24 protein-coding genes are annotated in these 26,305 nt (G+C 73.5%); 13 read left to right on the top strand and 11 right to left on the bottom strand.

Annotated features, from left to right (window positions below; translation table 11 throughout):
- Positions 1-137: 137 nt before the first annotated feature.
- From GEV43_RS19005 to GEV43_RS19015, 3 genes are all read right to left on the bottom strand, one after another.
- Entirely contained in the window at positions 138-1,673 is a 1,536-nt protein-coding gene (locus tag GEV43_RS19005; protein ID WP_160821843.1) for a hypothetical protein, read from the bottom strand.
- A 662-nt stretch (positions 1,674-2,335) separates the two neighbouring features.
- Positions 2,336-3,673, bottom strand: coding sequence for a hypothetical protein (locus tag GEV43_RS19010; protein WP_160821844.1), 1,338 nt, complete (start codon positions 3,671-3,673; stop codon positions 2,336-2,338).
- Positions 3,674-3,792: 119 nt separating this feature from the next.
- Entirely contained in the window at positions 3,793-4,614 is an 822-nt protein-coding gene (locus GEV43_RS19015) for a CAP domain-containing protein (protein WP_160821845.1), read from the bottom strand.
- Positions 4,615-5,164: 550 nt separating this feature from the next.
- On the opposite strand from GEV43_RS19015, the gene rplM reads away from it, so the two are divergent.
- From rplM to glmM, 3 genes are all read left to right on the top strand, one after another.
- Positions 5,165-5,617: a 50S ribosomal protein L13 gene (rplM, locus tag GEV43_RS19020; RefSeq protein ID WP_160821846.1), complete on the top strand. Its 453-nt coding sequence runs from the start codon at positions 5,165-5,167 to the stop codon at positions 5,615-5,617.
- Between the two features lie 135 nt (positions 5,618-5,752).
- On the top strand, positions 5,753-6,271 hold the full coding sequence (gene rpsI / locus GEV43_RS19025) for a 30S ribosomal protein S9 (RefSeq protein ID WP_160821847.1): 519 nt from the start codon (positions 5,753-5,755) through the stop codon (positions 6,269-6,271).
- A gap of 255 nt (positions 6,272-6,526) precedes the next feature.
- Positions 6,527-7,870 (top strand): phosphoglucosamine mutase, encoded by a 1,344-nt coding sequence (gene glmM, locus GEV43_RS19030; protein WP_160821848.1) that lies wholly within the window; start codon positions 6,527-6,529, stop codon positions 7,868-7,870.
- Positions 7,871-7,997: 127 nt separating this feature from the next.
- On the opposite strand, the gene GEV43_RS19035 is transcribed toward glmM, so the two are convergent.
- Both GEV43_RS19035 and GEV43_RS19040 read right to left on the bottom strand, forming a co-directional pair.
- Positions 7,998-8,348 carry a hypothetical protein gene (locus GEV43_RS19035; RefSeq protein ID WP_175250087.1) on the bottom strand — a complete coding sequence of 117 codons (351 nt, stop codon included), beginning with the start codon at positions 8,346-8,348 and terminating at the stop codon, positions 7,998-8,000.
- Positions 8,349-8,448: 100 nt separating this feature from the next.
- Complete coding sequence (locus GEV43_RS19040) at positions 8,449-9,117, bottom strand: HNH endonuclease family protein (protein WP_309239710.1); 669 nt, start codon at positions 9,115-9,117, stop codon at positions 8,449-8,451.
- A 267-nt stretch (positions 9,118-9,384) separates the two neighbouring features.
- On the opposite strand from GEV43_RS19040, the gene GEV43_RS19045 reads away from it, so the two are divergent.
- The 8 genes from GEV43_RS19045 (at position 9,385) to GEV43_RS19080 (ending at position 17,876) form a co-directional block, all read left to right on the top strand.
- Positions 9,385-10,341: a DUF389 domain-containing protein gene (locus GEV43_RS19045; protein WP_160821850.1), complete on the top strand. Its 957-nt coding sequence runs from the start codon at positions 9,385-9,387 to the stop codon at positions 10,339-10,341.
- A 41-nt stretch (positions 10,342-10,382) separates the two neighbouring features.
- Entirely contained in the window at positions 10,383-11,450 is a 1,068-nt protein-coding gene (locus GEV43_RS19050) for an ABC transporter ATP-binding protein (protein WP_175250088.1), read from the top strand.
- Entirely contained in the window at positions 11,447-12,325 is an 879-nt protein-coding gene (locus GEV43_RS19055; protein WP_160821851.1) for an ABC transporter permease, read from the top strand. The genes GEV43_RS19050 and GEV43_RS19055 overlap by 4 nt, the downstream gene beginning before the upstream one ends.
- Entirely contained in the window at positions 12,322-13,233 is a 912-nt protein-coding gene (locus tag GEV43_RS19060) for an ABC transporter ATP-binding protein (protein ID WP_160821852.1), read from the top strand. The genes GEV43_RS19055 and GEV43_RS19060 overlap by 4 nt, the downstream gene beginning before the upstream one ends.
- Complete coding sequence (locus GEV43_RS19065) at positions 13,234-13,953, top strand: ABC transporter permease (RefSeq protein WP_160821853.1); 720 nt, start codon at positions 13,234-13,236, stop codon at positions 13,951-13,953.
- 470 nt (positions 13,954-14,423) lie between these two features.
- The gene (locus GEV43_RS19070; RefSeq protein ID WP_160821854.1) at positions 14,424-16,178 is read left to right on the top strand and encodes a M48 family metallopeptidase; all 1,755 of its coding nucleotides are present in this window, start codon (positions 14,424-14,426) and stop codon (positions 16,176-16,178) included.
- Entirely contained in the window at positions 16,171-17,124 is a 954-nt protein-coding gene (locus GEV43_RS19075; RefSeq protein ID WP_160821855.1) for a hypothetical protein, read from the top strand. Before GEV43_RS19070 ends, GEV43_RS19075 begins: the two co-directional genes overlap by 8 nt.
- The gene (locus GEV43_RS19080) at positions 17,121-17,876 is read left to right on the top strand and encodes a DUF4328 domain-containing protein (protein WP_160821856.1); all 756 of its coding nucleotides are present in this window, start codon (positions 17,121-17,123) and stop codon (positions 17,874-17,876) included. The genes GEV43_RS19075 and GEV43_RS19080 overlap by 4 nt, the downstream gene beginning before the upstream one ends.
- A gap of 48 nt (positions 17,877-17,924) precedes the next feature.
- Here the strand turns inward: GEV43_RS19080 and GEV43_RS19085 are convergent, their stop codons facing one another.
- From GEV43_RS19085 to coaA, 3 genes are all read right to left on the bottom strand, one after another.
- On the bottom strand, positions 17,925-19,403 hold the full coding sequence (locus GEV43_RS19085; protein ID WP_160821857.1) for an RNA polymerase sigma factor: 1,479 nt from the start codon (positions 19,401-19,403) through the stop codon (positions 17,925-17,927).
- Positions 19,400-19,612 (bottom strand): hypothetical protein, encoded by a 213-nt coding sequence (locus GEV43_RS19090; protein ID WP_160821858.1) that lies wholly within the window; start codon positions 19,610-19,612, stop codon positions 19,400-19,402. The genes GEV43_RS19085 and GEV43_RS19090 overlap by 4 nt, the downstream gene beginning before the upstream one ends.
- A gap of 222 nt (positions 19,613-19,834) precedes the next feature.
- Complete coding sequence (gene coaA / locus GEV43_RS19095) at positions 19,835-20,776, bottom strand: type I pantothenate kinase (protein WP_164717203.1); 942 nt, start codon at positions 20,774-20,776, stop codon at positions 19,835-19,837.
- 168 nt (positions 20,777-20,944) lie between these two features.
- On the opposite strand from coaA, the gene glmS reads away from it, so the two are divergent.
- Positions 20,945-22,789, top strand: coding sequence for a glutamine--fructose-6-phosphate transaminase (isomerizing) (glmS, locus tag GEV43_RS19100; RefSeq protein ID WP_160821859.1), 1,845 nt, complete (start codon positions 20,945-20,947; stop codon positions 22,787-22,789).
- A 14-nt stretch (positions 22,790-22,803) separates the two neighbouring features.
- Here the strand turns inward: glmS and GEV43_RS56165 are convergent, their stop codons facing one another.
- From GEV43_RS56165 to GEV43_RS19115, 3 genes are all read right to left on the bottom strand, one after another.
- The gene (locus GEV43_RS56165) at positions 22,804-23,010 is read right to left on the bottom strand and encodes a DUF397 domain-containing protein (protein WP_160821860.1); all 207 of its coding nucleotides are present in this window, start codon (positions 23,008-23,010) and stop codon (positions 22,804-22,806) included.
- 396 nt (positions 23,011-23,406) lie between these two features.
- On the bottom strand, positions 23,407-23,622 hold the full coding sequence (locus GEV43_RS19110) for a DUF397 domain-containing protein (protein WP_309239711.1): 216 nt from the start codon (positions 23,620-23,622) through the stop codon (positions 23,407-23,409).
- 40 nt (positions 23,623-23,662) lie between these two features.
- Positions 23,663-24,526, bottom strand: a complete 864-nt coding sequence (locus GEV43_RS19115) for a helix-turn-helix transcriptional regulator (RefSeq protein ID WP_160821862.1) — start codon at positions 24,524-24,526, stop codon at positions 23,663-23,665.
- A gap of 237 nt (positions 24,527-24,763) precedes the next feature.
- On the opposite strand from GEV43_RS19115, the gene GEV43_RS19120 reads away from it, so the two are divergent.
- Positions 24,764-26,239: an NAD(P)H-hydrate dehydratase gene (locus GEV43_RS19120; protein ID WP_160821863.1), complete on the top strand. Its 1,476-nt coding sequence runs from the start codon at positions 24,764-24,766 to the stop codon at positions 26,237-26,239.
- Positions 26,240-26,305 lie beyond the last annotated feature (66 nt).

Genomic DNA, 26,305 nt, shown 5'->3' on the forward strand with positions numbered 1-26,305 from the left:
GCGGCGTCAACGGTGTCGGGCCTGGGCGGACGGCCTAGCGGGCATCGGGCGTCCGGGCCGTGTGAAAGGGCTCGGCGGGCCAGGGGCGCGGGAGGTACGACCCGGGCCCGCCGTGGACGGGGCGGTGGTGCCCAGGCTCAGGCGCGGCCGTGCGCGCGGGCGTCGATCGGGCGGACGCTGTAGTCCAGGAACTGCTGCGCGACTCTCTTGAGGGTCTTGTCGCCGGGCTTCGGCCGCTTCCCGCCCGCGTACGTGGCGTACGAGTAGATGATGTAGCGGCCGCGGACCGTGCTGACCGCGTACCCGCCGGCCTGGTCGATCTGCTGTGAGTTCTTCCCGGCCATGCCTCGGAACCACTCGTACCTGCTCGGATCGCCCGCCTTGCTGACCTTGAGGGCGACGGGCCGGTCCGGCATCGACGCGATGCCGGAGGTGACCGCGAGGGCCTTCTCCTTGTCGAGGTACGTCACGCGGACGACGCTGCGGCAGCCCTCCCGCTTGAGGGCCTGCGCCATCACGCCGCGCGCCGCGAGCGAGCAGCGGTGGTTGACGGACGAGCGGTCGCGCACGTACGAGCGTCCGCCGAGGTCGAGCGCGCTCAGCGGGTACGCCTCGGCGAGCGCGAGCGGCTTGGTGTCGGTCTTCTCGCTGGTGATGTCCACCGGCTTCGGCGGTGGCGGCGACGGCGGGACGGACGGCGCGGCACTCGTCGCGGGCCGCGAACCGGGCGCGGGGTCGGCGGCCCCGCGGGCCTTGCCGTCGCCTCCGGAACCGGCGGCGACCAGGGAGAACACGGTCACCGCGCCCACGATCGCCACCGCCACTCCGCTGCCGATCAGCAGCGGCTTGCGGATGCTGGGCACCGGCTCGGACTGCGGCTTGGGCGCGGCCGTTCCCGGCTCGAAGATGCCGCCGCCGAACGTCCCGGTCGTACTGCTGAACGCCGCCGTCGCGCCGGTCGCGTCGTAGCCGTGCGCCCCGTCCCCGATCGGGATCCCGCCCTCGGCGTGGTAGATGGGCGTGATCACGGTCGCCCCGGTCGCGGCCGAGTCCCCGTGGCCGCCGAGCGCCTGGCCGACGGCCGCCTGGGCGATCGGCACGGAATCGTCGGCGGGCGGTGTCACGCCCGGCGGCAGGATCGCGTCCGGTACCAGTACCGGTGCCAGCGCCCCGCCGCCGGAGGCGTCTTCGGAGTCGTCGTGCTCGGAGCCGTCGTCCGCGGTCTGGTCGGCGTCGTGCTTCTGAGGAGTGTCGTCCTTCGGAGGGGAGGCGTCCTTCGGAGGGGAGGCGTCCTCTGGCTTGTCCTCGTCGGGGCGAACGTCCTTGTTCTGAGGGGCTTTGTCGTCAGGGGTTGACGAACTGGTCTGCGGGGGCGGGACGGCCCAAGGGCGCGGGGCGTCGTTCTGGGGGCCGGGGCGTCCTGGGGTGGCGCGGGGGCTTGGGGAGGTCGACGACGATGGGGATGCCGTCGGCGCGGGTGGTCGCGGAGTCGTTCGTCGGCTCGTTCGGGGGCTCGTTCGGGGCTCGGTCTCAGGGGTGATGACCGGGATGCCGTCGGGATCGGTGTCGGCGAACGTGGGCGTGGGGCGCTGGACGATCGGTTCGGCCGGGACGGCGCGGCGGCTGTCGACGCTCGGAACGCCGATGCCCGCGACCAGCGTCCCCGGCGGCATCTCGAAGTCCTCGGGCTGATGGGCTTGGACGGCTCCGGCGCCTCGGTCGCGTCCTCTGCCTGCGCTCGCGGTGCGGGCGGGGCGGGGGTCGTGGGGGCGCCGAAGACGAGGGTGCCGGGTTCGTCGGCGTCGGGGCCGTTCGTGCCGCCATCCGTTTCCGGGATGTCGGCGTCGGGGGACGGGGCCGCTGTGAAGGGCTCAGGGGCGGGGGCTTCGGGGGCCGCCGGGATGGGGGCGGAGGTCTCGGACGAGGCGTCCGGAGTGGCGGGGGTGTACGGGGCGGCCGGGGCCTGCGGGGGCTCCGGCTCGTCGGGGGTGTGCGTGGCGGGGGGCTGGGGAGCCTGGGGTTCGGCGGGCGACGGGGCCTCGTCGTCCTCGGCGTCGGCCGCCCACCAGGGGGTCTGCAAGCCGAACGGCCGGAGCCGCAGGGGGCCGGTGGCCGTCGGCTCCGGCTCCTCGGCGGAGCCGGAGCCCGGGCCGGCGGGAGCGGTATCGGTGGAGGCCGCTTCGGCGGGCGCGGGGACGCCGTTGTCGTCGGCGGGACCCGCGCTGCCGAAACTGGGCGGCGCCGGGGTTCCGGGGACGCTCGACGCCCCCGGCTCCCCGGCGGTCTCCCGGGTCTCTCTAGGTCCAGACATAAGCAGACAGAGTATTCATACTGGTCAGTCTCGGTAGGGCTTACCTTCGGTTTCCCTGTAGGCCAGCGCGAAACTGAGGTTGCTGTCCTTCACGACCTGCGTGCCGAAGGCGGAGACGGTCTTGTGGTAGGCGGGCGGGATCTTCTTGCCGTCCGGGCGCTGCACCCAGGTCATCACCAGGTAGTGGCCGCGCGCCTCGGCGGTGCCGAGCGCCTCGCCCTTGCCGATCTTCTTGGTGGTGCCCGCGCCGGGCAGCGCCTGGAGGAACGCGTCCTTGGCGGCCGCGGCCTTCACGGCGAGCTTGGCGGCGGTCTCGGTCTTGAGGTTGAGGACGCCGACCGTACCGATGAGCTTGCCGTCGCCGCGCGCGTACGTGGCGCGGAGCGTCTGCGTGCAGCCGCCCTTCTTCAGGGTGCCGGTCAGCTTGACGCCGCCGACGACGCCCTTGCAGCCGCGCTTGGCGCTGGCGGCGGTCCGCACGTACTTCTGGCCGCCCGACTTGAACGTCTTCTTGCCGAACACCTCGCTCAGCGTCAGCGGCTTGGGGTCGGTGTTGCGGCTCTTCAGTTTCACCGGCTCCAGGGCCGGGACGGTGGGGGAGGGCTTCGGCGCGGGGCTCTTGGACACCGCGGCGGGAGCCTTCTCCTTGGGTTTGGGGTCGTCCTTCATCATCGACGACAGCCCGACGCCGCCGCCGATGAGGACGAGCCCGGCGACGGCCGCGCCGCCGATGATGAGGGGAAGGTTGCGGCGCCGCTGCGGCGGCGTTGGACCGCCGGACGGGTCGGATCCGCCGAACGAGTCGTGCCCGCCGCCGGGAGGAGCGTCGGAGAAGCCGTAACCGGGTTCTCCGGGGCCGCCCGGAGCGTCGAAGCCGAAGCCTCCCTGCTCGCCCTGGTCTCCTGAACCGCCGAATCCACCGAATCCGCCGGGGGCGTCGAAACCGCCCTGCCCGTGCGACTGCGCGCCAGGGGGAACGCCGAACGGACCGGTTCCGGAGCCGCCGGCGTCCTGGCCGGTGAAGGAGCCCGGGGCCTGGAGGGTCGCGCCCGCGGGGTCGTCGCCCCACGAGGAGCCCGAGAAGCCGGAAGAGTCGGAGGAGGCCGAGGAGGTCGAAGAGGTCGATGACGCCGGACCGAACTGCTCGGCCCCGCCGAACCTGTCCGAGCCTCCGAACGGCTCGGCGCCTCCGAACGCCTCGCCTCCGAACGCTTCTCCGCCGCGCCGGGTGAAGGGGGACTCGTCCTTGTCGTTGCCGTACGGTGCCGCTTCGGGCCGTTCCGCTCCGGGGCCGTACGGCGCTTGCGGCGGCTGGTCCGGAGACCAGCCACCGGGTTTGCCTTGATCGCCCGGATAACCCATGCGTTGGACCTTACCGTTCCTCATTCATGGCTCTGGACCTTCGGAACACCAACCATGACATGGGGGCGAACCGGGCGCCGGGCGTTTGTCGAAGGTCGTCCCGGCGGCCCAGTTCAGCGCTATTTCCAGCCGAAATCCTGCGTCCACAGGGGGCCGCCGGAGCCGCCCGCGCGGCCGACGCCGATCGCCCGGAGCTTGCAGTTGAGGATGTTGGCGCGATGCCCCGGGCTCTTCATCCAGCCCGCGACGACGGCCGCCGCCGTGGAGTAGCCCTTGGCGATGTTCTCCGCGCCGGGGCTGGGGTAGCCCGCGTCCTCCATCCGCTTCCACGGGCTGTCGCCGTTGCGGGAGGTGTGGTCGAAGTAGCCGTTCGCGGCCATGTCGGCGGAGTGCCGCCGCGCCGCCGTCACGAGGCGCTGGTCGATGCGCAGCGCGGGGCAGCCCGCCTTCGCGCGTTCGGTGTTGGTCAGCAGCGCCACGGCGGTCTCCGGCCCGGCCGATCCCGGCGGCGGAGCGTCCCCGGAGGGCGGCGACGCCTTCTTGGACGGTGTCGTCTTCGGGGACGGCGCGTCCGTACGGGCCGGGACGCGCAGTTCCTTGAGCGGCGGGGTCGTCACGGGCCCGGCGGGCGCCGCGCCGTTCGCGGGGGCTCCGCGTGCGCCGCCGGACGTTCCGGGACGCCGGTCGCCGGCCACGTCGGACGCGCGGGGCGCCGTGGGCCGCGCGGCGGCCGACGCGGCGCTCGGCTCGGTGCGCAGCTCGGGCAGGACGAGCCGGTCGATCGCGACGCCCGTCCCGATGGCGAGGCCCGATCCGGTGACCACGGCCGCGAGCGCGACCGCAGAACGGCGCCGTCCGCCGGGCCTGCCGGAACGCCGGGCGGAGGAGCCGGCTCCCGGCCGTCCAGGGGAGGCGGCCGTCGGCCGGGTGGACGCGGTCATGCGCCTGGGAGAGGTGTCGCCTCGGTTCTGATACGCGTGCGCTGTAGGACGTTCGGGAGGCCCGGAGGCCAACGTGTCGCGGGCTCTCGGGAAAGCGTCGTCGGGGGCGGGGCCTTGTCTGCGGGGAGGGGACAGCGGGGGCTCCCGGGTGCGGGCCGGCGGCGCCGGCGTGGACCGGTCGGCGGCACCTTATCCCTATATATGCGTACGGGTCCCGCGTCCGGACGAGACCGTTCGGGGCCGCCGGCGGCGATCGGGGTCCGGGCATCGGACGGCATGGGGCATACTGGAGAGTGGCTGGGAGACTGTCACGACGGCCCGTTTTGACCCTTGCCCGTGCGGCCGGGTATCCTGCGGGTTTGTTGTATGCGACGACGCCTGCCCGCAACGGGCGGTCGAGATCGCATCCATGTGTCGGTGCGCCCTCAATGCGGATCTGGTGATCCCCATGTTCGGGCCCCGGCCTCCCGGAGCGTCGAGTCGGACCTGGTTTCTGATCGGCGTGAACAGGAGCCACCGAGAAGTCGACGAGAAACGAAGGCCAACGACCGTGCGCACGTACACCCCTAAGCCCGCTGATGTGCAGCGTCAGTGGTACGTCATCGACGCGACCGATGTCGTGCTGGGTCGGCTCGCCAGTCAGGTCGCACAGCTGCTTCGGGGTAAGCACAAGCCGATCTACGCCCCGCACCTGGACACCGGTGACTTCGTCGTCATCGTGAACGCCGGCAAGGTGACCATGTCCGGCAACAAGGCCGAGCGCAAGCTCGCCTACCGGCACTCGGGCTACCCGGGCGGTCTGCGGTCGGTGACCTACGCCGACCTGCTGGCCAAGCACCCCGAGCGGGCCGTCGAGAAGGCGATCAAGGGCATGCTGCCCAAGAACTCCCTCGGCCGGAAGATGTTCGGCAAGGTGAAGGTCTACGCCGGTCCGGAGCACCCGCACCAGGCCCAGAAGCCGGTGCCGTTCGAGATCACGCAGATCAGCCAGGTCCAGAAGTAGCGCGAGCAGGGCAGCGCGAGAACGACCGCAAGAGCGGCCGGGCGACGACGTCCGGCCGTCCAGAGGCCGCCGGGGCACCCGACGCGACACGCGTGGCGCGGGCCAGCCGCCCTGGCTAGAAGACCAAGGAGAACCGTGGACGAGTCCACCGGCACCGAGGCGCCCGCGGAGGGCGCCGAGTTCGACTCGTACGAAGACGCGCCGTCGGAGTACACCACCGAGAGCCCCGAGGCCGCCGACGCCGACATGCTCGGCCAGCCGATCGCGACCGGCCCCGCCGCGGGCACCGGCCGCCGCAAGCAGGCCATCGCCCGGGTGCGGATCGTCCCCGGCACGGGCAACTGGACCATCAACGGCCGCACGCTCGACCAGTACTTCCCCAACAAGGTGCACCAGCAGATCGTGAACGAGCCGTTCGTGCTGCTGGGCCTTGAGGGGCAGTTCGACGTGCTCGCCCGCGTCAACGGCGGCGGCACCACCGGGCAGGCGGGCGCGCTGCGCCTCGGCATCTCCCGGGCGCTCCAGTTCGCCAACATCGAGCACCGCCCGGCGCTGAAGAAGGCCGGGTTCCTCACCCGCGACGCGCGGGTGCCCGAGCGCAAGAAGGCCGGTCTCAAGAAGGCCCGCAAGGCGCCGCAGTACAGCAAGCGTTGATCGACGGTACGAGCCGTCGCACCCCGAAAGCTTCTCCGTGGCCGACCCCGCATGGTCGGCGCGTCCGGGTGCGGCGGCTCGTCCGCTTTTCAGGACCTTTCCAGGGACGCACGGCCGCCGGCGCGGCGCGCGACGCGCGCCGCGACGTTTGGGGGCATGGCGGGTGGGCGCACTAGATTTGACCGCGCGGGGCGTACCGGGGCAGGGGACCCCGGGCGCGGCCGTGCGGTCTTCCGTCTTTCCGGGAGTTGAACTGTGGGTCGTCTGTTCGGGACCGATGGCGTGCGCGGGCTCGCCAACCGCGATCTGACCGCGCCGCTGGCCATGGACCTGTCGGTCGCCGCCGCGCGGGTGCTGGGCGAGCAGGGCGCCTTCCGCGGCCACCGTCCCCTCGCGGTGGTCGGCCGCGACCCGCGCGCGTCCGGCGAGTTCCTGGAGGCCGCGGTGGTGGCCGGGCTGGCGAGCGCCGGCGTGGACGTGCTGCGGCTCGGGGTGCTGCCGACGCCCGCCGTCGCCTACCTCACCCACACCCTGGCCGCCGATCTCGGCGTGATGCTGTCGGCGTCGCACAACCCGGCGCCCGACAACGGGATCAAGTTCTTCGACCGCAGCGGCTACAAGCTCGCCGACGAGATCGAGGACCGCATCGAGACCGGCCTCGGCAGCGCCTGGGAGCCGCCGACCGGCGCGGGCGTCGGCCGCGTCCGCGAGGCGCACGGCGCCGTCGAGCAGTACGTGGCACACCTGCTGACCACCCTGCCCGCCTCGCTGGACGGGCTGCGCGTCGTCGTGGACTGCGCGAACGGCGCGTCCTCCGAGGTCGCCCCCGAGGCGCTGCGCCGGGCCGGCGCCGAGGTGGTCACGATCGGGGCGGCGCCGGACGGGTTCAACATCAACTCCGGCTGCGGCTCGACGCATCTGGACGCGCTGCGGGCGGCCGTGCGCGAGCACGGCGCCGACGCGGGCATCGCCAACGACGGCGACGCCGACCGCTGCCTCGCCGTGACCGCGTCCGGGGACGTGGTGGACGGCGACCAGATCATGGCGATCCTGGCGCTGGAGCTGCGCGAGACGGGCCGCCTCACAGCCGACACCGTCGTCGCGACCGTGATGTCCAACCTCGGGTTCAAGCTCGCGATGCGCGAGGCGGGCGTCACCGTGGTCGAGACCGCGGTCGGCGACCGGTACGTGCTGGAGGCGATGAAGGAGGGCGGCTTCGGCTTCGGCGGCGAGCAGTCCGGCCACGTGATCATGCTCGACCACGCCAGCACCGGCGACGGCGTGCTCACCGGCCTGCACCTGCTCGCCGCGATGGCCCGCCGCGGCAGCCCGCTGGACGAGCTGGCCAAGGTGATGACCCGGCTGCCGCAGGTGCTGATCAACGTCAAGGGCGTCGACAAGGCGCGCGCCAAGACCTCCCCCGAACTGGCCGCCGCCGTGGCGGCGGCCGAGGAGGAGCTGGGCGCCACCGGCCGCGTCCTGATCCGGCCGAGCGGCACCGAGCCGATGGTCCGCGTCATGGTGGAGGCCGCGTCGGAGGACCAGGCCCGGCAGGTGGCCGAACGCCTCGCCGAGACCGTCCGCACCGCCCTGTCCTGACCCGCCGCCCTGTCCTGACCCGCCGTCCCGTCCTGACCCGCCGTCCTGTCCTGACCCGCCGCCCCGTCCCGACCCGCCGTCCCCGAGGCACCGCTCATCGCGCGGCCTTCGGGGGCGGGCGGGGCCGTCAGGAGTCGGTGATGTCCAGGCGGCCGACCTTGAGGTGCTTGATCTCGACCGTGCCCGCCTCCAGGTGGTCGACGATCGCCTTCTTGACGACGAGCTTGCCGATGCCGACGGCGCCGATCGCGATCGCGCCGAGCGCCATGGAGCCGAGGGCGAGCGAGCCGAAGGCGTTGCCGAGGCGGAGGGTGAAGCCGGTCGCGGACGCGCCGGTCACCTCGGCCCCGGTCGCGCGGGCGCCGACGCCCCGTTCGGTGCGGACGCGGGGAAGGTCGGCGCCGTCCCGCGCCGCCTCGTCGTCGTTCGCCGTCTGTCCGTTGATCCGGGCGTCGTGCCCGTTGCCGTCGCTGCTCATGCGGCCACCCTATGCGGGGTCCGCGGCCCGCCCCGCCGGGCCGTTCCCGCCCTGCCGGGCCGTCGGGCGGCGGCCCGGAGGGTGTCGGAACGGTCAGGGATCAGCAGCGGTCGAGGAAGCCGCGCAGGGCCGAGCGGTCGGGAGAGGTGACCGGGAGGCCGTACTCCTTGGCGACCGCCACGTACTTGACGGCGTAGGCGCACTGGAAGCCCTTCTGCGGCTTCCACTCGCCGGGGCCCGAGTCGCTCTTCTGGCGGTTCGGGACGCCCCAGACCGCCAGCAGGTTGGCGTGGTCGTTCGCGAACCGCTCGCGGCGGTCGGCCGGCCACCCGGACGCGCCCATCCGCCAGGCCAGCGCGAGCGGGTAGACGTGGTCGATCTGCACCTCGGCGGCGTCGGACTTGGCGAACGTGATGGCCTTCCCGCTGTACGGGTCGGCGAGCTTGCCGGAGACCACGACGCAGCGGCCGTTCTTGTGAACGTCGCGCAGGTCGCGGGCCAGGACGTCGTTGCGCTGGTCGCAGCCGTTGTGGTCGGTGTCCTTCCAGCGCACGCCGAACTTCTTGCGGCTGTAGCCGTCGCCGTGCGACTCGGACGCGGTCCGCAGGGACGCGAGGTCGGAGCGGGCCCGTTCCGCGTCGCGGCCCGGCGGGTGCGAGTTCGCGGCGCCGGAGGACCGTCCCGAGGACGCGTCGGTGCGGCCCTCGTCGGCGCCGCATCCCGCCGCCAGGGAACCGGCCGCGAGCGCGGCCAGCGCCGCCGCGGCCACCCGCCTCGGGCGGGGCGGACCGGGCGGACGGGAGGGACCGGGCGGACGCGCCGTCCGTGCTTCGCGCGGTGGACCGGCCGGTCGTGATGCGGTCCGTCGTGCCGGTTCTGTCGTTCGTGCCGTTCTGTGCCGTCGTGTCATGACCTCACCCACGCACCAGCCCGACCCCCTGTGGACGTTTGCCCGATTCCTGGCGAATAAACGATCACAGATTAGGGTGTGGCCGACCCGCCACGCTCGCGGGGCCGTTACGGCAGCATGGGGCGGGTGCTGCATCTGAGAGCGATCGTCCCCGAGGACCGTACGGACCGGGTCTGCTCGGCCCTCGCCGGGAACCCGGGGGCGACGAACGTGGTGGTCGTGCCCGGCGCGGCCCGTTCGCCGCGGGGGGACCTGGTGACGGCGGACGTGGCGCGCGAGGCGGTCAACGAGGTGCTGGCCGAGCTCCAGGACCTCGGGGTCGAGCGGGAGGGCTCGATCGCGCTGGAGAAGATCGACCTGTCGCTGTCGGAGGCCGCCGAACGCGCCGAGGAGCGCGCCCCCGGCTTCGGCGACGACGCGGTGGTGTGGGAGGAGCTGGACCGGCAGACCGCCGAGGGCGCCACGCTGACCTGGTCGTTCGTGGCGTTCCTCGCGCTCGCCACGCAGCTCGCGGCGATCGCCGCGCTCACCGACTCGCCGGTGCTGGTGGTCGGCGCGATGGTGCTCGGGCCGGAGTTCGGCGCGGTCGCCGCGATCTGCTACGGGCTGCTGCGCAACGACTGGCGCCGGATCGGCGTCGCGACGCGCAGCCTGGTCATCGGGTTCGTGGTGGCGATCGCCGTCACGTACGTGTGCGCCCTGGTCAGCCGGTGGATCGGGGTGATCGAGGTGGGGCGGCTGCCCGAGTCGCGGCCGCTCACCGCGTTCATCTACAGCCCGGACCGGTGGTCGTTCATCGTGGCGCTGCTCGCGGGCGCGGCGGGCGTGCTGTCGATGACGGCGGGCAAGTCGTCGGCGCTGGTCGGGGTGTTCATCTCGGTGACCACCGTTCCGGCGGCGGGCAACCTCGCGGTGGCGCTCGCGCTCAAGCACGGCAGCGAGATCGACGGGTCGCTCGCGCAGCTCGGCGTGAACTTCGCCGGGATGATCATCGCTGGGACCCTGACCCTGGTCCTCCAGCGCGCGGTGTGGCACGTCGTACTCCGCAGGAGGGGGAGGCGGGACCCCTGGCCTCGGCCGTAAGGGGGACGCGGGGACGTCCGGTAAGCACTAGGTTCGGAAGTATGCCGATCATCGCCATCCAAGGGCTGACGATGAGGTTCTCCGGGGTGACCGCCCTGAACGACCTCACGCTGTCCGTGGAGCCCGGCGTCGTGGGCCTGGTCGGCGCCAACGGCGCCGGGAAGTCGACGCTCATCAAGATCCTGCTCGGCCTGCTGCCGCCCAGCGCGGGCACCGCGACCGTCCTCGGGCTCGACATCGCCCGCGACGGGCTGCGGATCCGCGAGCGGGTCGGGTTCATGCCCGAGTACGAGGCCCTGCCGCCCGACATCTCCGCGACCGAGCTGGTCGTGCACATGGCCCGGATGTGCGGGCTGCCGCCCACGGCCGCCCGCGAACGCGCCGCCGACACCCTGCGCCACGTGGGGCTGTACGAGGAGCGCTACCGGCCCATCGGCGGCTACTCGACCGGGATGCGCCAGCGGGTCAAGCTCGCGCAGGCGCTCGTCCACGACCCGCAGCTGGTCTTCCTCGACGAGCCGACCAACGGCCTCGACCCCGCCGGACGCGACGAGATGCTGGAGCTGATCCACCGCGTCGGGTCGGAGTTCGGCATCAGCGTGCTGGTCACCTCGCACCTGCTCGGCGAGCTCGAACGGGTCTGCGACCACGTCGTGATCATCGACGGCGGCAGGCTGCTGCGCTCGCAGGCGGTCGAGGCGTACACCGAGGCGAGCGGCGTGCTGACCGTCGAGGTGGACGAGGGCCGCGACCTGCTCGGGCACAGGCTGTACGACCAGGGCGTGGCCGTCCGCCCGGAGGGCCGGTTCCTGCTGATCGACATCGCGGGCGAGAGCACCTACGACCAGGTCCGCGACGGCGTCGCCGAGCTCGGGCTGCGGCTGATCCGGATGGAGCAGCGCCGCCACCGCATCGAAGAGGTCTTCGCCGCCGAGCCCGCCGCGGCCGCGCCGCCGAGCCCCGTGGGGCCGGGCGGTCCGGCGCCCGGCGCTCCGGCGCCTGGAGGGCCCGCGCCCGGCGGGCAGGGCGGTCCGGTGCCCGGCACGCCGGGGCAGCCGGGGCAGCCGGGGCAGCCGGTCCAGCCGCCGTCGCAGGGAGCGCCGCGATGAGCACGAGCACGATCCACGACATCGGCTACCGGCACTACGACGGCAAGCGGCTCGGCCGCGGCTACGTGCTGCGGTCGCTGTACGTCCACAACCTGCGCGCCGCGTTCGGGCTCGGACGGCCGGCCCGCGCCAAGGTGATGCCGTTCCTGCTGGCGGCGATCATGCTGCTGCCCGCGGCCGGCTCGGTCGCGGCGTTCGGGATCTCCAAGGAGCCCGACACGCTGATCCGGTACTCCTCGTACGCGCCGACCCTGTCGGTCATCATCGCGATCTTCGTGGCGACGCAGGCGCCGGTGCTGGCGTCGCGGGAACTGCGCTTCCATGTCGTCCCGCTGTACTTCTCCCGCCCGGTCGGGCACCTGGACTTCGTGCTCGCCAAGGTGGGCGCGATGACCACGGCGCTGTTCGCGCTGATCGGGGTGCCGGTGACCGTGCTGTACGCGGGCGGGCTGGTCACCAAGATGCCCGACTCGTCCGAGCAGCTCCTGCGCTATCTCGGGGCGATGGCCGGATGCGTGGTGTTCGCCTTCGTGCTCGGCGCGATCGGGATGGTGGTGTCGGCGTTCACGCCGCGGCGCGGGTTCGGCGTCGCCGCGGTCATCGCGGTGTTCATGCTGAGCACGACCGTCGTGACGATCGTGCAGGGCATCGCCGAGACGCAGACCAACTTCACCCTCCAGGGCTGGGCGGGCCTGTTCGCGCCGTTCAACCTGGTCGACATCGTGCAGGTGCGGCTGCTCGGCGCGCAGAGCTCCTCGGTCGGCATCGCGCCCGGGATCCAGGGCGGCATCGTCGCCCTCGCCCTGTGCGCCGCCATCGTGGCGGGCTCGGTCGCGGTGCTGTACCGCAGGTACCGGAAGGCGGGCCTCTCGTGAGCCAGCTCGTCCTGGAGAACGTCTCGCGCTGGTACGGCAACGTCGTCGCCGTCAACGGGATCTCCATGACCATCGGGCCCGGCGTGACCGGGCTGCTCGGCCCGAACGGCGCGGGCAAGTCCACCCTGATCCACATGATGGGCGGGTTCCTGCCGCCGTCCTCGGGGACGGTCGCGCTGGACGGCGCGCCCGTCTGGCGCAACCCGGACGTCTACCGCTCCCTCGGGCTCGTCCCCGAACGCGAGAGCGCCTACGACTTCCTCACCGGGCGCCAGTTCATCCTGGCGATGGCGAAGCTGCACAAGCTCGCCGAGCCGGGCGCCGCCGCGCAGCACGCGATCGACCGGGTCGAGATGGAGTACGCCGCCGACCGGCAGATCGGCAACTACTCCAAGGGCATGAAGCAGCGCATCAAGATGGCCTCGGCGCTCGTGCACGACCCGCCGGTGCTGCTGCTGGACGAGCCGTTCAACGGGATGGACCCGCGGCAGCGGCTCCAGCTCATGGACCTCATCCAGCGGATGGCCGCCGAGGGCCGCACGATCCTGTTCTCCTCGCACATCCTCGAAGAGGTCGAACGGCTCGCGTCCCACATCGAGGTCGTCGTGGCGGGACGGCACGCGGCGTCCGGCGACTTCCGCAAGATCCGGCGGCTGATGACCGACCGGCCGCACCTGTTCCTCGTCCGGTCGGGCGACGACCGCCGGCTCGCCGCCGCGATCATCGCGGACGGCTCGGCTCGCAGCGTCCAGCTCACCGACAAGGGCCTCCAGGTGGAGGCGGTCGACTTCCAGCGCTTCACGTGGCTGCTGCCGCAGGTCGCGCGGGACGCCGACGTGCGGCTGTGGGAGGTCTCGCCGTCCGACGAGTCCCTCGAAAGCGTCTTCTCGTATTTGGTGGCACGCTGAATGAACTCCACGATCGCGGTGATCACGTTCCGGGCGATGCTGGGGCGGCGGCGCGCGCTGCTGCTCCTCGCGCTGCCGCTGATGCTGGTCGTCATGGCCGTCGCGTTGCGGATCACGGGGAACGACGACCTGGACGTGTCGGCGAACGTGCTCCAGCGGTTCGGGCTGGCGACGCTGCTGCCGCTGCTCGCGCTGATCGCCGGGACGGGCGTGATCGGCCCGGAGATCGACGACGGGCAGATCATGTACGTGCTGACCAAGCCGATCCCGCGGCCGGTGATCGTGCTGACGAAGCTCGCGGTGGCGATCGTGCTGGTGTGGGCGTTCGCGGCCGTTCCGACGCTGCTGTCCGGGATGATCCTGAGCGCCGGCGGCACCGAGGGGATGGGGCCCGCGTTCACCGTGGGCGTGCTGGTCGGCGGCGTCGCGTACAGCGCGGTGTTCGTGGCCCTGGCGGTGGTGAGCCGCAACGCGGTCACGATCGGCCTGCTGTACGCGCTGGTGTGGGAGACGCTGCTCGGCAACTTCGCGCCCGGCGCTAAGTCGGCGTCGATCCAGCAGTGGGCGCTGTCGGTGACGGACACGCTGACCGGGGCCACGGCGGTCAAGTCCACGGTCGACCTGGCCGTCGCGGTCCCGCTGCTGGTCGCAGTGACCGTGGCGGGGACGCTTCTCGCGGCCGTCCGACTGCGGAGCCTGTCGGTGGCCAGCGCGGAGTAGCCGCGACGGGCGAAGCGGGCGAGGCGGCTGGGGCGGGCGCGGCGGCTGAGGCGAACGCGGCGGCTGAGACAGGCGAGGCGGCTGAGGCGGCGGGACGGGCTTGTGGAGTGCTGGGCCCCCCGATCGCGCGACGTACGCGGGTGCCGTCTCGGTGCCACTCAGCGCTGGCTAGATGCCTCCCGGCGCCCGCTGCCCGCCACCTTGCTGAACGCCGGGTCAGCCTGATCATGCCCCTGAGTCGTCACGGTGTGTGACGTTGGCGTTCGGCTCGGTCGCGGGCGCTCCGAGGTGTTCGGCGAGGGTGACGGACCGTTCCCGCCCAGGTGAGGGGCTCGCCGGGGGTGTACGAGGCTCGCGCGGACGCGCTTCGGCCTCCATCGGTTGGCGGGACGGCCTGAGGCGGACGGTCACGATTCTTTGACCCTTCAATCGCTTCCGAGTCAAGTCGATCTCCACCACAATCTTCCGCCGTGAAAGCACACGCTTCTCTCCTCGGCCTCCGCGCGGGTCTGGCGCTGGCGCTGCTGCTCGGTTTCTACGCCCTGGCGCTCGCGCTGATCGCGGTGATCTTCGGCGCCGTCGCGGGCCTGGTGGTCCTGGTCGTCGCCCAGGACCGGGTGCCGCCCGCCGGGTTCGCGTTCGTCGTGGTCGCGCTGCTCGGTGGCGCCTTCAGCCTGGCCAGGGGGATGCTCTCCGGCGCGCGCCGCGGCGAGGACGGGCCGCCGCTCGGCATCGAGACCTCGCCCGCGACGCAGCCCGTGCTGTGGGCCGAGGCGCGGAACCTGGCGTCGGCGCTCGGCGCGCCCGCCCCCGACCGGATCCACCTGGTGCCCGGCGTGACCGCGTTCGTCTCGCAGGAGTCCAGGCTCCTCGGCCTCGTCAAGGGCGAGGTGGTGCTCGGCGTCGGGCTCGGCCTGCTCAGCGTGCTGAACGAGGCGGAGCTGCGCGCCGTCCTCGCGCACGAGTTCGGGCACATCACCGGCGGCGACACCCGGCTCGGCCCGCTGGTGCACCGGGCGCAGCGCAAGATCCAGCAGACGGTGCGCGTACTGGAAGAGGACGGCAGGCTGGTCAAGGCGCTGATCGCCCGGCCGTTCCGGCTCTACTTCCTGCTGTTCCGGCGGACGACGATGGCGGTCTCCCGGGCCCAGGAACGCGCCGCCGACCGGGCCGCCGTACGCGTCGCGGGCGGCCCCGCGGCCATCCGCGCGCTGGAGCGCACCGGGATCGCCGACAGCGCGTTCGACCACTTCGTCGAGCGCTACGTCACGCCCCTGTGGCGCTGCGGCCGCTGGCCCGAGGAGATGTACGCCGGGTTCCGCGCCCTGTGCACCGAGCCCGCCCGGCAGGACGAGCTGGTGCGCGTCCGCGAGGCCGTCCTCGCCGAGGAGACCGGCCGGTGGGACTCGCACCCGTCCATCGGCGAGCGCGTCCGCCTGATCGCCGCGCTCGGCGACACGGACCCCGCGCCGCCGTCCGCCCCTGCGCCGCCGTCGCCGTCCGCCTCCGCGCCGCCGTCCGCCTCCGCGCCGCCGCCCGCCCCTGCGCCGCCGTCGCCGTCCGCCTCCGCGCCGCCGCCCGTCCCCGCGCCGCCGTCCGTCCCCGCGCCGCCGTCCGTCCCCGTGCCGCCTTCCGCCTCCGTGCCGCCTTCCGCCTCCGTGCCGCCTTCCGCCTCCGTGCCGCCTTCCGCTCCGGCGTGGCGGCTCGTCGCCGACCCCGAGCGCACCGAACGCGAGATGGCGCTCATCGTCGCCCGCGCCGCGACCGGCTCCGCCACGCTCCGGCCGATCGGCTGGGACGAGGCCGCCGCCGAGATCCTCGGGCCCGGCCTCGCCGCGGCGGGCGACGCGCTGCGCTCGCGGGCCGTCGCCGTCGGCGCCCAGTGGGACCGCGGCGGGCTCGACCAGGCCCTCGAACTCGTCGCCACCGGCCGCGCGCACGACCTGGCCCGCGCCCTCGCTCCGGACGCCGCCGACCCCGACGCCGCGCTCCGCAACGCCTTCCGCACGGCCCTCGCCGCCGAGATCGTCGAACGGCACGCGGGCCGCTGGACCGCGTCCTGGTCCGCTCCCGCCGACGCCGTCTGGGACGGCACGCCCGTGGACGAGCTGGCCGCCCGCGTCCTGTCCGGCGACATCGCCTCCGTACGCGACGAACTGGACATCCCGGGCGGCCCGTTCCGCGACCTCGGACCCCTGCACGCCGAGGCGGCCGCGCATGCCTGACGCCGCGTACGACGTCACCTACGGCGATCCGGACGCCCGACGCGTTCGCGAGGAGCTGGACAACGGGCTGTACGGCGGCCTCCGCGACCTGCTCCGCGGCACCGCCGACCCCGACGCGCGCGCGTTCCACGTCGCCGCCGCCACCGAGCGGGCGGGCCGTCCGGCCTGGCTGGACGCCTGGGTGGCCGCCGAGCCCCGCAACCCCGACGCGCACCTGGTCAGGGGCGCGCACGGCGTCGGCTGGGCCTGGCAGGCGCGCGGCCACGCCGAGGCCGAGCACACCGAGAGGTCGCGGTTCCACACGTTCTGGGAACGGCTCGCCGCCGCCGAGGAGGACCTCGAACGCGCCATCGGGCTCGCCCCCGACGACCCCGAGCCGTGGGCGCACCTCGTCACGTCCGCCCGCGGCCTCGAAGTGGGGCTGGAGGAGCTCGGCCGCCGGTTCAAGGAGGTGATCGTCCGGCATCCGTGGCACCGCCGTGCGCACGCGCAGATGCTCCAAGGCCTCGCGCCGAAGTGGAGCGGCTCGGTCGGGCTGCTCTTCGACTTCGCCCGCGACCGCGCCCTCGCCGCCCCGCCCGGAAGCCCCCTGGCGAGCCTCGTCGCCGAAGCCCACATCGAGATGTGGCTGGACCGCGACACCGAGGACGCCATGGACGCCTACTTCCGTTCGCCCTCCGTCCAGCGGGAACTGCACGCCGCCGCCGACCTGTCGGTCCGTTCGCCGCACTGGGACCCCCGGCCGGAGGACGCCCGCGCCGACAACATCTTCGCGTTCTGCTTCCTGTCCGGCGGGGACGCCGCGTCGGCCGCGGCCCGGTTCGCGGCGACCGGCGGGCACGTCTCCCGCGAGCCCTGGCTGTACCTCGGCGAGGGCATCGAGAACGCCTACCTCTTCCACCGCGACCGCGCGTTCGCCGCGCTCCCGAGAACGGACCCCCCATGAATCCGACACCCCCGCCGAACCCCCCGAACCCGCCGACCGGCCCGCCGAACCCGCCGAACGGCTCGTACGGCGGGTTCAGCCCGTACGCGACGGGCGCGTACCCGAGCAGCCCGGTCAAGCCGGTGCGCGGCGCCGCGTACGCCGCCATGACCGCCCTCGGCCTGCACGCGCTCACCCTCCTCGTCTTCGGCGGGGCGGCGCTGTGGACGCTCTACCTGCTGGGCACCGCCGAGATCGACGAGGGGCTGCTGGACCTGCACGACGCGGTGATCACCGTGCTCGCCGTCCAGGGCAGCGCCGGGTTCGTCCTCGCCGCCGTCACCGTGATCGTCTGGCTGTGGCGGGCCCGGACGAACGCCGAGGTCATCAGCGGTTCGCCGCAGCACTGGGGCCGTCCGTGGATCATCTTCGGCTGGGTGGTGCCGATCCTGAACCTGTTCGTCCCCCGGCGGATCGTCGGTGACGTCTGGGAGGCCGTCGCCCCCTCCAAGGGCACCGCCCTGATCAACGCCTGGTGGACGCTGTGGCTGGTCTACCTCGTCGGCGACCAGGTCGCGGGCCGGATGGACGGCGAGTCGTCGCTGGACGCCATGCGCGCGCAGCTCCAGGCGTTCGTCCTGCTCGCCCCGGTCGGCATCGCCGCCGCCGTCCTGGCGATCCTGGTCGTCTGGCGTATCACCCGCCATCAGGAACAGCACGCCGACCGCATAGCCCAAGCCATCGCCGCCCCACCCCCGAACCCACAGCCCTGACCACCCCGCCCGCGCCCGTTCCGGGGCCGGGGATGGGGAAGGGGCGGGTCAGGACGGGCTGATGACCGTGCGGTCGCCGTCGGCCTCGTAGGCCACCACCTGGACGACGGGGAGGGGCTCGGTCGCGGGCGCCGCGCCGCGCACGGGCGGGCCGGGGACGAGGAGCGGGTTGCCCTCGTGGCCGCCGACGTCCCCGATCGTCTTCAGGCGGGTGACCGACGGACCGGCGGCGGCCACCAGGTGCCAGCGGCGGCGCGAGGGCCACCAGACCGCCCCGGCCGTGGTGGCGGCGGGCGAGGCGTAGTCGCCGTTGGTGCCGCCGCGCCCGGACAGGGCGCGGCCGTCGTCGCCGATCAGCACCGCCGCGCCCGGGGCGCCCCAGGGCGACGCGACGTCCACGGTCATGAGGGTCGCCCGGCCGCCGCCGTCGGGGAGCGAGCCGCGCCACAGCCTGCCGATCCGCAGGTCGCCGGACTCGGTGAGGGACGCCGCCGCCGCGCAGGTCGCCGCCCGTACGGCGGCCCACTGGAAGCCCTCGTCGTCGGGGCCGGCGTCGCGGAACCACACGCGCGGAGCCGTTGACCCGGGGTTGTGGGACACGAGCTGGGTGAGGCGGCGCGGCCACCCGCCGGCGCCGGGCCGGTGGACCATGCGGACCGCCACGTAGTTCTGGCAGCGCGGCGTGAACCAGCGCCACGGCACCGGGTTGGTCAGGCCGTTCCGGACGCCGATCGGGCGCCAGCCGGGCGTTCGCTCGGACGGCAGGGCGACGCGCGGGTCCGACAACCACGGGGGGACGAGGTAGCGCCACGTCGTCCCCACCATGATCAGTTGCCCGGCGGGGGAGCCGAGGCGGCGGACGGACTCCACGCCCCGCGTCAGGGGCCGTTCGAAGTACTGCGCCACGCTCGGCGGGTCGCCGAGCCCGGGGGAGTCGCGCAGGACGACCACGGACGCGCCGTCCACCCGGTCCGCGAAGAGCACGGCGGCCCGGCCGAGGGGCGGCGCGCGGCGGTCCGCGCGCCACGCGGCGGCGGCGCGGCGCAGCAGGGCCCGGTCGCCGGTCAGGCCGCCCCGCGCGGGCCAGTCGTCCATCGTCGGGGTGCCGGTCGCCCGCCAGCGGCCCGGCCCGACGAGGACGGGATCGTCCGTACGGCCCGTTCCGGAGAGGCCGCGGGCGGTCAGCGCGCCGGCGGCGAGGAGCGCGGCGAGGACGACCGCGACCGGCCAGGCGCGCGGCGGCGGGCGCAGGCGGACGAGCGCCGGGTCGAACGCCAGCAGTTCCGCGCGCTGCGCCTCCGCGCCGAGCCCGGAGGCCCGGTCGACGGCGGCCAGGGCGCGGTCGACGTCCCCGGCGGTCACGAGGAGGCGGTCGCCCAGCTCGGCGGCGGCCTCGGGCGGCGTCAGGCCCTCCACCCGGCACAGCACGAAGGCGAGGCGCTCGTGCGGGGACAGCTCCCGCAGCGCGGCGCGCGCCGGGCCCGGCGGGGTGACGGCCGGCTCCACGAACAGCCGCGGCCGGGTCACGCGCGGCCTCGCGGGCGGTTCCGTGGCGAGCACCCCGACCAGCCCCCGCCGTACGGCCCCGTACGACGCCCCCGAGCCCGCCGCACGGCTCCCCGCGCCCGCCCCAGCACCGCCCAACCGTCGGCCGTGGACGGAGACGTGCCGTCGTCGAGGGCCAGGTAGGCGAGGCGCAGCAGGTCGGTGTAGCGCTTGCGGGCCGCCGTTCGCACCTGGCTACCACCTCCCGAACCACCCGCATTGTCCCCCGATGGGTGGCATGTCCGCCGCCGTGCCCGGGACGGAACGCGGCGCGTGGCCGCCATGGGCCGCTACGGCGCGGACGGCTCGCCGCGACCGGGCCGCCCGGAGGCCGAGACGGACGGCTCGCCGCGACCGGACGGTGCGGAAGCCGAGACGGGCGGCTCGCCGCGACCGGGCGGTGCGGAAGGCGGTCAGATGCGGCGGAGGCGGACGCGCTGGACGGCGTGGTCGCGGTCCTTGTGGAGCACGAGGGTGGCGCGGGCGCGGGTCGGCAGGATGTTGGAGACCAGGTTGATCTCGTTGACGTCGCGCCAGATCCGCTGGGCGAACGCGGCGGTCTCGTCCTCGTCCAGCTCGTGCGCGTACTTGTGGAAGTACGAGCGCGGGTCGGTGAACGCGGTGCGGCGCAGCGCGAACAGCCGGTCGACGTACCACTGCCGGATGTCCTCGACGCGGGCGTCCACGTAGATCGAGAAGTCGAAGAAGTCGGACACGCCGAGCTGCCCGGCGGGCGGGGCCTGGAGCACGTTCAGGCCCTCGACGATCAGGATGTCGGGGCGCCGGACGGTCTGCGACGCGCCCGGGACGACGTCGTACTCCAGGTGCGAGTAGACCGGGATGTCGTACTCGGCCGCCCCCGCCTTGATCGAGGAGACGAAGCGGACCAGCGCCCGGCGGTCGTACGACTCGGGGAAGCCCTTGCGGTCCATGATCCCGCGCTCGCTCAGAACGGCGTTCGGGTACAGGAAGCTGTCGGTGGTGACGAGCTCCACGCTCGGGTGCTCGGGCCAGCGCGCCAGGAGCGTGCGCAGCAGCCGGGAGGTGGTCGACTTGCCGACCGCGACGCTTCCGGCGACCCCGATGATGAACGGCGTCGGCTGCACCGGCTCGCCGAGGAACCCGCTGACGGTGTCGCGCAGGCCCCCGTCGGACTGGACGAACAGGTTCAGCAGCCGCGACAGCGGGAGGTAGACCTCCTCGACCTCGGTGAGGTCGATCGGGTCGCGCAGCCCGCGCAGCGCCTCCAGCTCGCCGGAGGTCAGGGGCAGCGGGGTGTTCTCCCGCAGCGCCCGCCAGGCGTCGCGCGAGAGTTCCACGTAAGGGCTAGGCACGCCGTCCCATCCGCTCGTCATGACTGAACAGTAGCCACCCGCCAAGGGGCGGTCCCTGCGGTTCACCGGCCGTCCACGCTATAGCCACCGACCTGCGGGGCCGCGCGCCGGGTCGGTTTCCGGGGTGGAGTCGATCACGCCCGGCCCGGCTGGGTGAGCGACGGGGGCGTACCGAATAGGCTTGCCGCCATGTGCGGAATCGTGGGGTACGTCGGCGCGAGGCCGGCGCTGGACGTGGTGGTCGAGGGGCTGGCGCGGCTGGAGTACCGCGGCTACGACTCGGCCGGGGTGGCGGTGCTGGCGGACGGCCGCCTCGCGACGGCCAAGCGCGCGGGCAAGCTGGTCAACCTGCGCAACGCCCTGGAGGAGGAACCGCCGCCGGCGGGCACCCTCGGCATGGGGCACACCCGGTGGGCGACGCACGGCGCGCCGAACGACCGCAACGCGCACCCGCACACCGACTGCACCGGCGCCGTCGCGGTGATCCACAACGGGATCATCGAGAACTTCGCGGCGCTGCGCTCGGAGCTGGAGGAGGGCGGCCACAAGCTGTCCTCCGACACCGACACCGAGGCCGTCGCGCACCTGCTGGAGAACGAGCTGAGGTCGTCCGGCGACCTCGCCGAGGCGATGCGGCGGGTCTGCCGCCGCCTGGAGGGCGCGTTCACCCTGGTCGCGGTGCACACCGGCGACCCCGACCTGGTGGTCGGCGCGCGCCGCAACTCGCCGCTGGTCGTCGGCGTCGGCGAAGGCGAGAACTTCCTCGCCAGCGACGTCGCGGCGTTCATCGCGCACACCCGCGACGCGATCGAGCTCGGCCAGGACCAGGTGGTGGAGCTGCGCGCGGGCGGCGTGACGGTCACCGACCTCGACGGCCGCCCCGCCGAGACCACGGCCTACCACGTCGACTGGGACGTCTCGGCCGCCGAGAAGGGCGGCTTCGACTACTTCATGCTGAAGGAGATCGCCGAGCAGCCGCGCGCGGTCGCCGACACCCTGCTCGGCCGGATCGGCGCCGACGGCCGCCTCACCCTGGACGAGATGCGCATCCCGGACCAGGAGCTGCGCGAGGTCGACAAGATCATCATCGTGGCCTGCGGGACGTCCTACCACGCGGGCCTGATCGCCAAGTACGCCATCGAGCACTGGGCCGGGCTGCCCTGCGAGGTGGAGCTGGCGAGCGAGTTCCGCTACCGCGACCCGATCCTGTCGCGTTCCACCCTGGTCATCGCGATCTCCCAGTCGGGCGAGACGATGGACGCGCTGATGGCCGTACGGCACGCGCGCGAGCAGCACGCCAAGCTCCTCGGCATCTGCAACGTCAACGGCTCGACGCTGCCCCGCGAGTGCGACGGCGTCCTCTACACCCACGCGGGCCCGGAGATCGCGGTCGCGTCCACCAAGGCGTTCCTCACCCAGCTCGTCGCGGTCTACCTGATCGCGCTCTACCTCGCGCAGGTGCGGGGCACCAAGTGGGGCGACGAGGTCTTCGCGATGGTCCAGCTCCTGGCGCAGATGCCGGACAAGGTGGACAAGGTGCTGGAGACCATGGAGCCGGTCCGCGAGCTGGCCCGGTCCCTCGCGGGCGAGCGGTGCGTGCTGTTCCTCGGCCGCCACGTGGGCTTCCCGGTCGCGCTGGAGGGCGCCCTCAAGCTGAAGGAGCTGGCGTACATGCACGCCGAGGGCTTCGCGGCGGGCGAGCTGAAGCACGGGCCGATCGCGCTGATCGAGGACGGGCTGCCGGTCGTGGTGGTGGTGCCGCCGCGGGCCCGGGACGTCCTGCACGACAAGATCGTCTCGAACATCCAGGAGATCCGGGCCCGCGGCGCCCGCACGATCGTCATCGCCGAGGAGGGCGACACCTCCGTCGAGCCCTACGCCGACACGCTGATCAGCGTGCCCGCCGTGCCGACCCTGCTCCAGCCGCTGGTCACCACCGTGCCGCTCCAGGTGTTCGCGTGCGAGCTGGCCACCGCCAAGGGCCATGACGTCGACCAGCCCCGCAACCTCGCCAAATCCGTAACCGTCGAGTAGCCCTGTCCGAGCGTTTAGGGAAGGTCGTAGCGGCCCTTCTTGACGTCGCCGGCGAACCTCCTCCATTCGGTGCCGGCGAAAATGAGAATCTCATCTTCGGGGCCGTCGTCCCTGACCGCGACTAGCCCTCCTCCGAACGGGGCGATGTCAACGCATCCGCTCGTGTGGGCGCACCTGGCGCTGCGCCTCCAGCGGATGGTGGATGCCGACTGGGAATTCATCCCGGCTCCTGCCTCTTGGGTGCCTGAGGTGATGTCGTCGTCGCGCCGTCTACCTAACGGTAACAAGATCCTCGGATACGCGTGAGTTACCCGTGCGCGCCGGTTGCCGGTGCGCTCACTGGGAGGAAGTAGTTCGTCACGTTCGGTGCGAGATGGCTGTGGGCCGTGAGAAAGGGAGTTTCTTTGAGAATCTCACCGCGGGCGCGGCCCGGAAGAAAAGGCGGGCGGCGTTCCGGAACGGTCGCGGGCGGCCCGGATATGACGGGGGGATGACGTTCAAATGAACGAGCCGAGTCCGACGTCAATTGCTCTTGAGTCGGTACTCGGCTCGCGTGCGCCGCGCGTCGGCGGCGTGCCCTCACGGGCGCGTTGGTGCGGCGTGTCCCGCCGCCTGCGTCATTCCAGGTCGTGGTCGCCCCTCTTCACTCGTGCGATGAATCCGCGCCATTCGCCCTGGGAGAACGTCAGGACGGGGCCGTCGGCTCCGTTCTTCGCGTCGCGCGCCCCGACGTACGACGGGCCGGCCAGCGGGGCCACCTCGACGCACGTGTTGCTGGCGCCGCAGTGGGCGCTTCTCTTCCACTGCGGGGCAGGGGTGACGAAAGGGGACACCAGGTGCCTTTCATGCCGAATAAAACGAGACGTCGCCCGGCTACCGCCACTCATCTCTGAGCTCGACGATTCTCCGCCGCGATTCGACGGTGCTCAAGGCTTGGCTCGCGAGACTGGTGTAAGCGAGTCTGTACATGAAAGTAACAGCCTCGTCCACCAGATGACTGATAGTCAGGCTTTCCGTGTGCACGATATCAGGAAATGTGATGTCATGCACCGGAGAGAATTCCAGCAGGATAAACGATTCCGTCAACACTGAGTGTGTGACGCTCAAAGGCAGAACCTGCAGGTTTATGTGCGGCAGCTCGGCCAGCCGGCACAGATGCTCCAGTTGTCCGTACATCACCTTGCGGTCGCCGACCCGGCGCATCAGCACGGCCTCGTCGAGAACGACCGACAGTTCCAGCGGATCCGGTCCGGTCAGCAGTTCCTGGCGGCGCATCCGGACCTCGACCCGGCGTTCGAGCTCCTGGGGCGGAAGGGTGGCCAGATCGCTCCAGCCGCCGATCACGTGCCGCGCGTAGCCCTCGGTCTGGAGCAGGCCCGCGAGGACCGTGCTGTCCCATTCCCGGAGCGCGGTCGCCTCCGCCTCCAGCGCGATGAAGTCCGAGTACGGCCCCGGCAGGTCGCGGTAGTCCTCCCACCAGCCCTTCTCGGCGGCATCGTGTGCCAGGGCGATGAGGTCGTCGCGGCGGCTGCCGCCGATGTCGTACAGGTCGAGGAGGCGGTGCACGTCGGTGATCTTCGCGCCGGTGCGCGCGTTCTCGATCCGGCTGACCTTGGCCGTGGACCAGGACAGACTGTCGGCGACGTCGTCTCCGGTGTATCCCTTCTGCTCTCGCAGCCTCCGCAGCTCGGCGGCGAGCCGGCGCTGGCGGACGGAGGGACCTCGGGATGCGCTCATTGCAGCGGCCTCTCCAGCCCAACGGAGTGCTCAGTGCGCAGTCTGCCGTACCGGAGGGCGGTCACGCGCAGGACATGCGGACCCGGTCGCCATGATTCTACGGAGCGCGCGGCGGCGGGATCACTCTTACGGCCGAACGCTGTAACTTGCGCCACAAAGTACGAGCGGGGCTGTTCGCGTGACGCGGGGGGCGGGCGTGAAAACCTGGGGACGAGCGCCGGTCACCAGGGAGCTGCGATGAGGTACGCGCACGAGGTCGGGAAGGTCCGGGCGGCGGAGGCCGCCCTGATGGCGAGGCTGCCGGAGGGAGCGCTCATGCAGCGCGCCGCCGCCGGGCTCGCGGCGGTGTGCGCCGGGCTGCTGCCCTCGGTGTACGGGGCGCGCGTCGTCCTGCTGGCCGGCGGCGGCGACAACGGCGGGGACGCGCTGTACGCGGGCGCCCGGCTCGCCGGCCGCGGCGCGCGCGTCGTGGCCGTCCAGGCGGGCTCCAAGCTCCACGAAGGCGGCCTCGCCGCCCTGAGAGCAGCCGGCGGCCGCCTCCTGAACGCCTCCGCGGCGGCGGTCGGGGACGAGATCGCGGGCGCCGACCTGATCATCGACGGGCTGACCGGGATCGGCGGGACGGGCGGCCTGCGCGAGCCGCACGCCACGCTGGCGCGGCTGGCCTCCGAGGCGACCGGCACGGTCGTGGCCTGCGACGTGCCGAGCGGGGTGGACGCCGGGTCGGGACGGGTCGAGGGCGCGGCGGTGCGGGCGGACGTGACCGTGACGTTCGGCACGTACAAGCCGGGGCTGCTGATCGACCCGGGCGCGGCGCGCGCCGGGGTCGTCGAGCTGGTCGACATCGGGCTCGGCGGCGACCTGCCGGACCCGGACGTGGTGGCGGCGCGGCCGGTGGACGTCGAGCCGCCCGAGCCGGGGGCCGAGTCCGACAAGTACCGCCGGGGCGTGGCGGGGATCGTGGCCGGCGGCGACGCGTTCACCGGCGCCGCCGTGCTGAGCGTGGGCGGGGCCGTGCACGGCGGCGCGGGGATGGTGCGGTTCGCGTCCGTCGCGCACCCGGTGGAGCTGGTGCGGCAGCGCTGGCCCGAGGCGGTCGCGACCGTGATCGACCCGGGGGCGGACCGGCCGCTGGAGGGCGTCGGCCGCGTCCAGGCGTGGGTGGTCGGGCCGGGGCTCGGCACGGGCGAGGCGGCCGAGCGGCTGCTGGCCGAGGTGCTGGGGTCGGAGCTGCCCGCGCTGGTGGACGCCGACGGGCTGACCGTCCTCGCTCGCCGGCGCGACCTGCTGCGCCGCGCCGCGCCGACCGTGCTGACCCCGCACGCGGGCGAGCTGTCCCGGCTGACCGGCGCCGCGCGGGACGAGATCGAGGCGCGGCGGCTGGAGCACGTCCGGCGGGCCGCCGCCGAGCTGTCGGCCACGGTGCTGCTCAAGGGCTCCACGACGCTGATCGCCGAGGAGGACCGTCCGGTGCGGGTCAACCCGACCGGGACGCCCAGACTCGCGACGGCGGGCACGGGCGACGTGCTGTCCGGCCTGATCGGCGCGCTGCTGGCCGGGGGGATGGCCGCGCTCGACGCGGCGGCGGCCGGAGCGTACCTGCACGGCCTCGCGGCGCGGCTGGCCTCCGACCCGGCCGGCGACGGCGAGTCGCCGATCAGCGCGTTCGACGTGATCACGGCCCTGCCGGCCGCCTTCCGCGCGATCGCCTGACCGCCCGCGCCCCGGCCCCGGCGGCCCGCCCGCCCGCATGGCGAACCCCGGAACGGGCACGGGCGT

Source organism: Actinomadura sp. J1-007, from assembly GCF_009793335.1.
Classification (GTDB): Bacteria; Actinomycetota; Actinomycetes; order Streptosporangiales; family Streptosporangiaceae; genus Spirillospora; species Spirillospora yumaensis.

Excerpts from the sequence above, each read along its gene's own strand:
- GEV43_RS19005 (WP_160821843.1), bottom strand. The coding sequence starts at position 1,673 with ATGCCGCCGGGGACGCTGGTCGCGGGCATCGGCGTTCCGAGCGTCGAC.
- GEV43_RS19010 (WP_160821844.1), bottom strand. The coding sequence starts at position 3,673 with ATGGGTTATCCGGGCGATCAAGGCAAACCCGGTGGCTGGTCTCCGGAC.
- GEV43_RS19015 (WP_160821845.1), bottom strand. The coding sequence starts at position 4,614 with ATGACCGCGTCCACCCGGCCGACGGCCGCCTCCCCTGGACGGCCGGGA.
- GEV43_RS19035 (WP_175250087.1), bottom strand. The coding sequence starts at position 8,348 with ATGAGCAGCGACGGCAACGGGCACGACGCCCGGATCAACGGACAGACG.
- GEV43_RS19050 (WP_175250088.1), top strand. The coding sequence starts at position 10,383 with ATGCCGATCATCGCCATCCAAGGGCTGACGATGAGGTTCTCCGGGGTG.
- GEV43_RS19055 (WP_160821851.1), top strand. The coding sequence starts at position 11,447 with ATGAGCACGAGCACGATCCACGACATCGGCTACCGGCACTACGACGGC.
- GEV43_RS19065 (WP_160821853.1), top strand. The coding sequence starts at position 13,234 with ATGAACTCCACGATCGCGGTGATCACGTTCCGGGCGATGCTGGGGCGG.
- GEV43_RS19075 (WP_160821855.1), top strand. The coding sequence starts at position 16,171 with ATGCCTGACGCCGCGTACGACGTCACCTACGGCGATCCGGACGCCCGA.
- GEV43_RS19080 (WP_160821856.1), top strand. The coding sequence starts at position 17,121 with ATGAATCCGACACCCCCGCCGAACCCCCCGAACCCGCCGACCGGCCCG.
- coaA (WP_164717203.1), bottom strand. The coding sequence starts at position 20,776 with ATGACGAGCGGATGGGACGGCGTGCCTAGCCCTTACGTGGAACTCTCG.
- glmS (WP_160821859.1), top strand. The coding sequence starts at position 20,945 with ATGTGCGGAATCGTGGGGTACGTCGGCGCGAGGCCGGCGCTGGACGTG.
- GEV43_RS56165 (WP_160821860.1), bottom strand. The coding sequence starts at position 23,010 with ATGAATTCCCAGTCGGCATCCACCATCCGCTGGAGGCGCAGCGCCAGG.
- GEV43_RS19115 (WP_160821862.1), bottom strand. The coding sequence starts at position 24,526 with ATGAGCGCATCCCGAGGTCCCTCCGTCCGCCAGCGCCGGCTCGCCGCC.
- GEV43_RS19120 (WP_160821863.1), top strand. The coding sequence starts at position 24,764 with ATGAGGTACGCGCACGAGGTCGGGAAGGTCCGGGCGGCGGAGGCCGCC.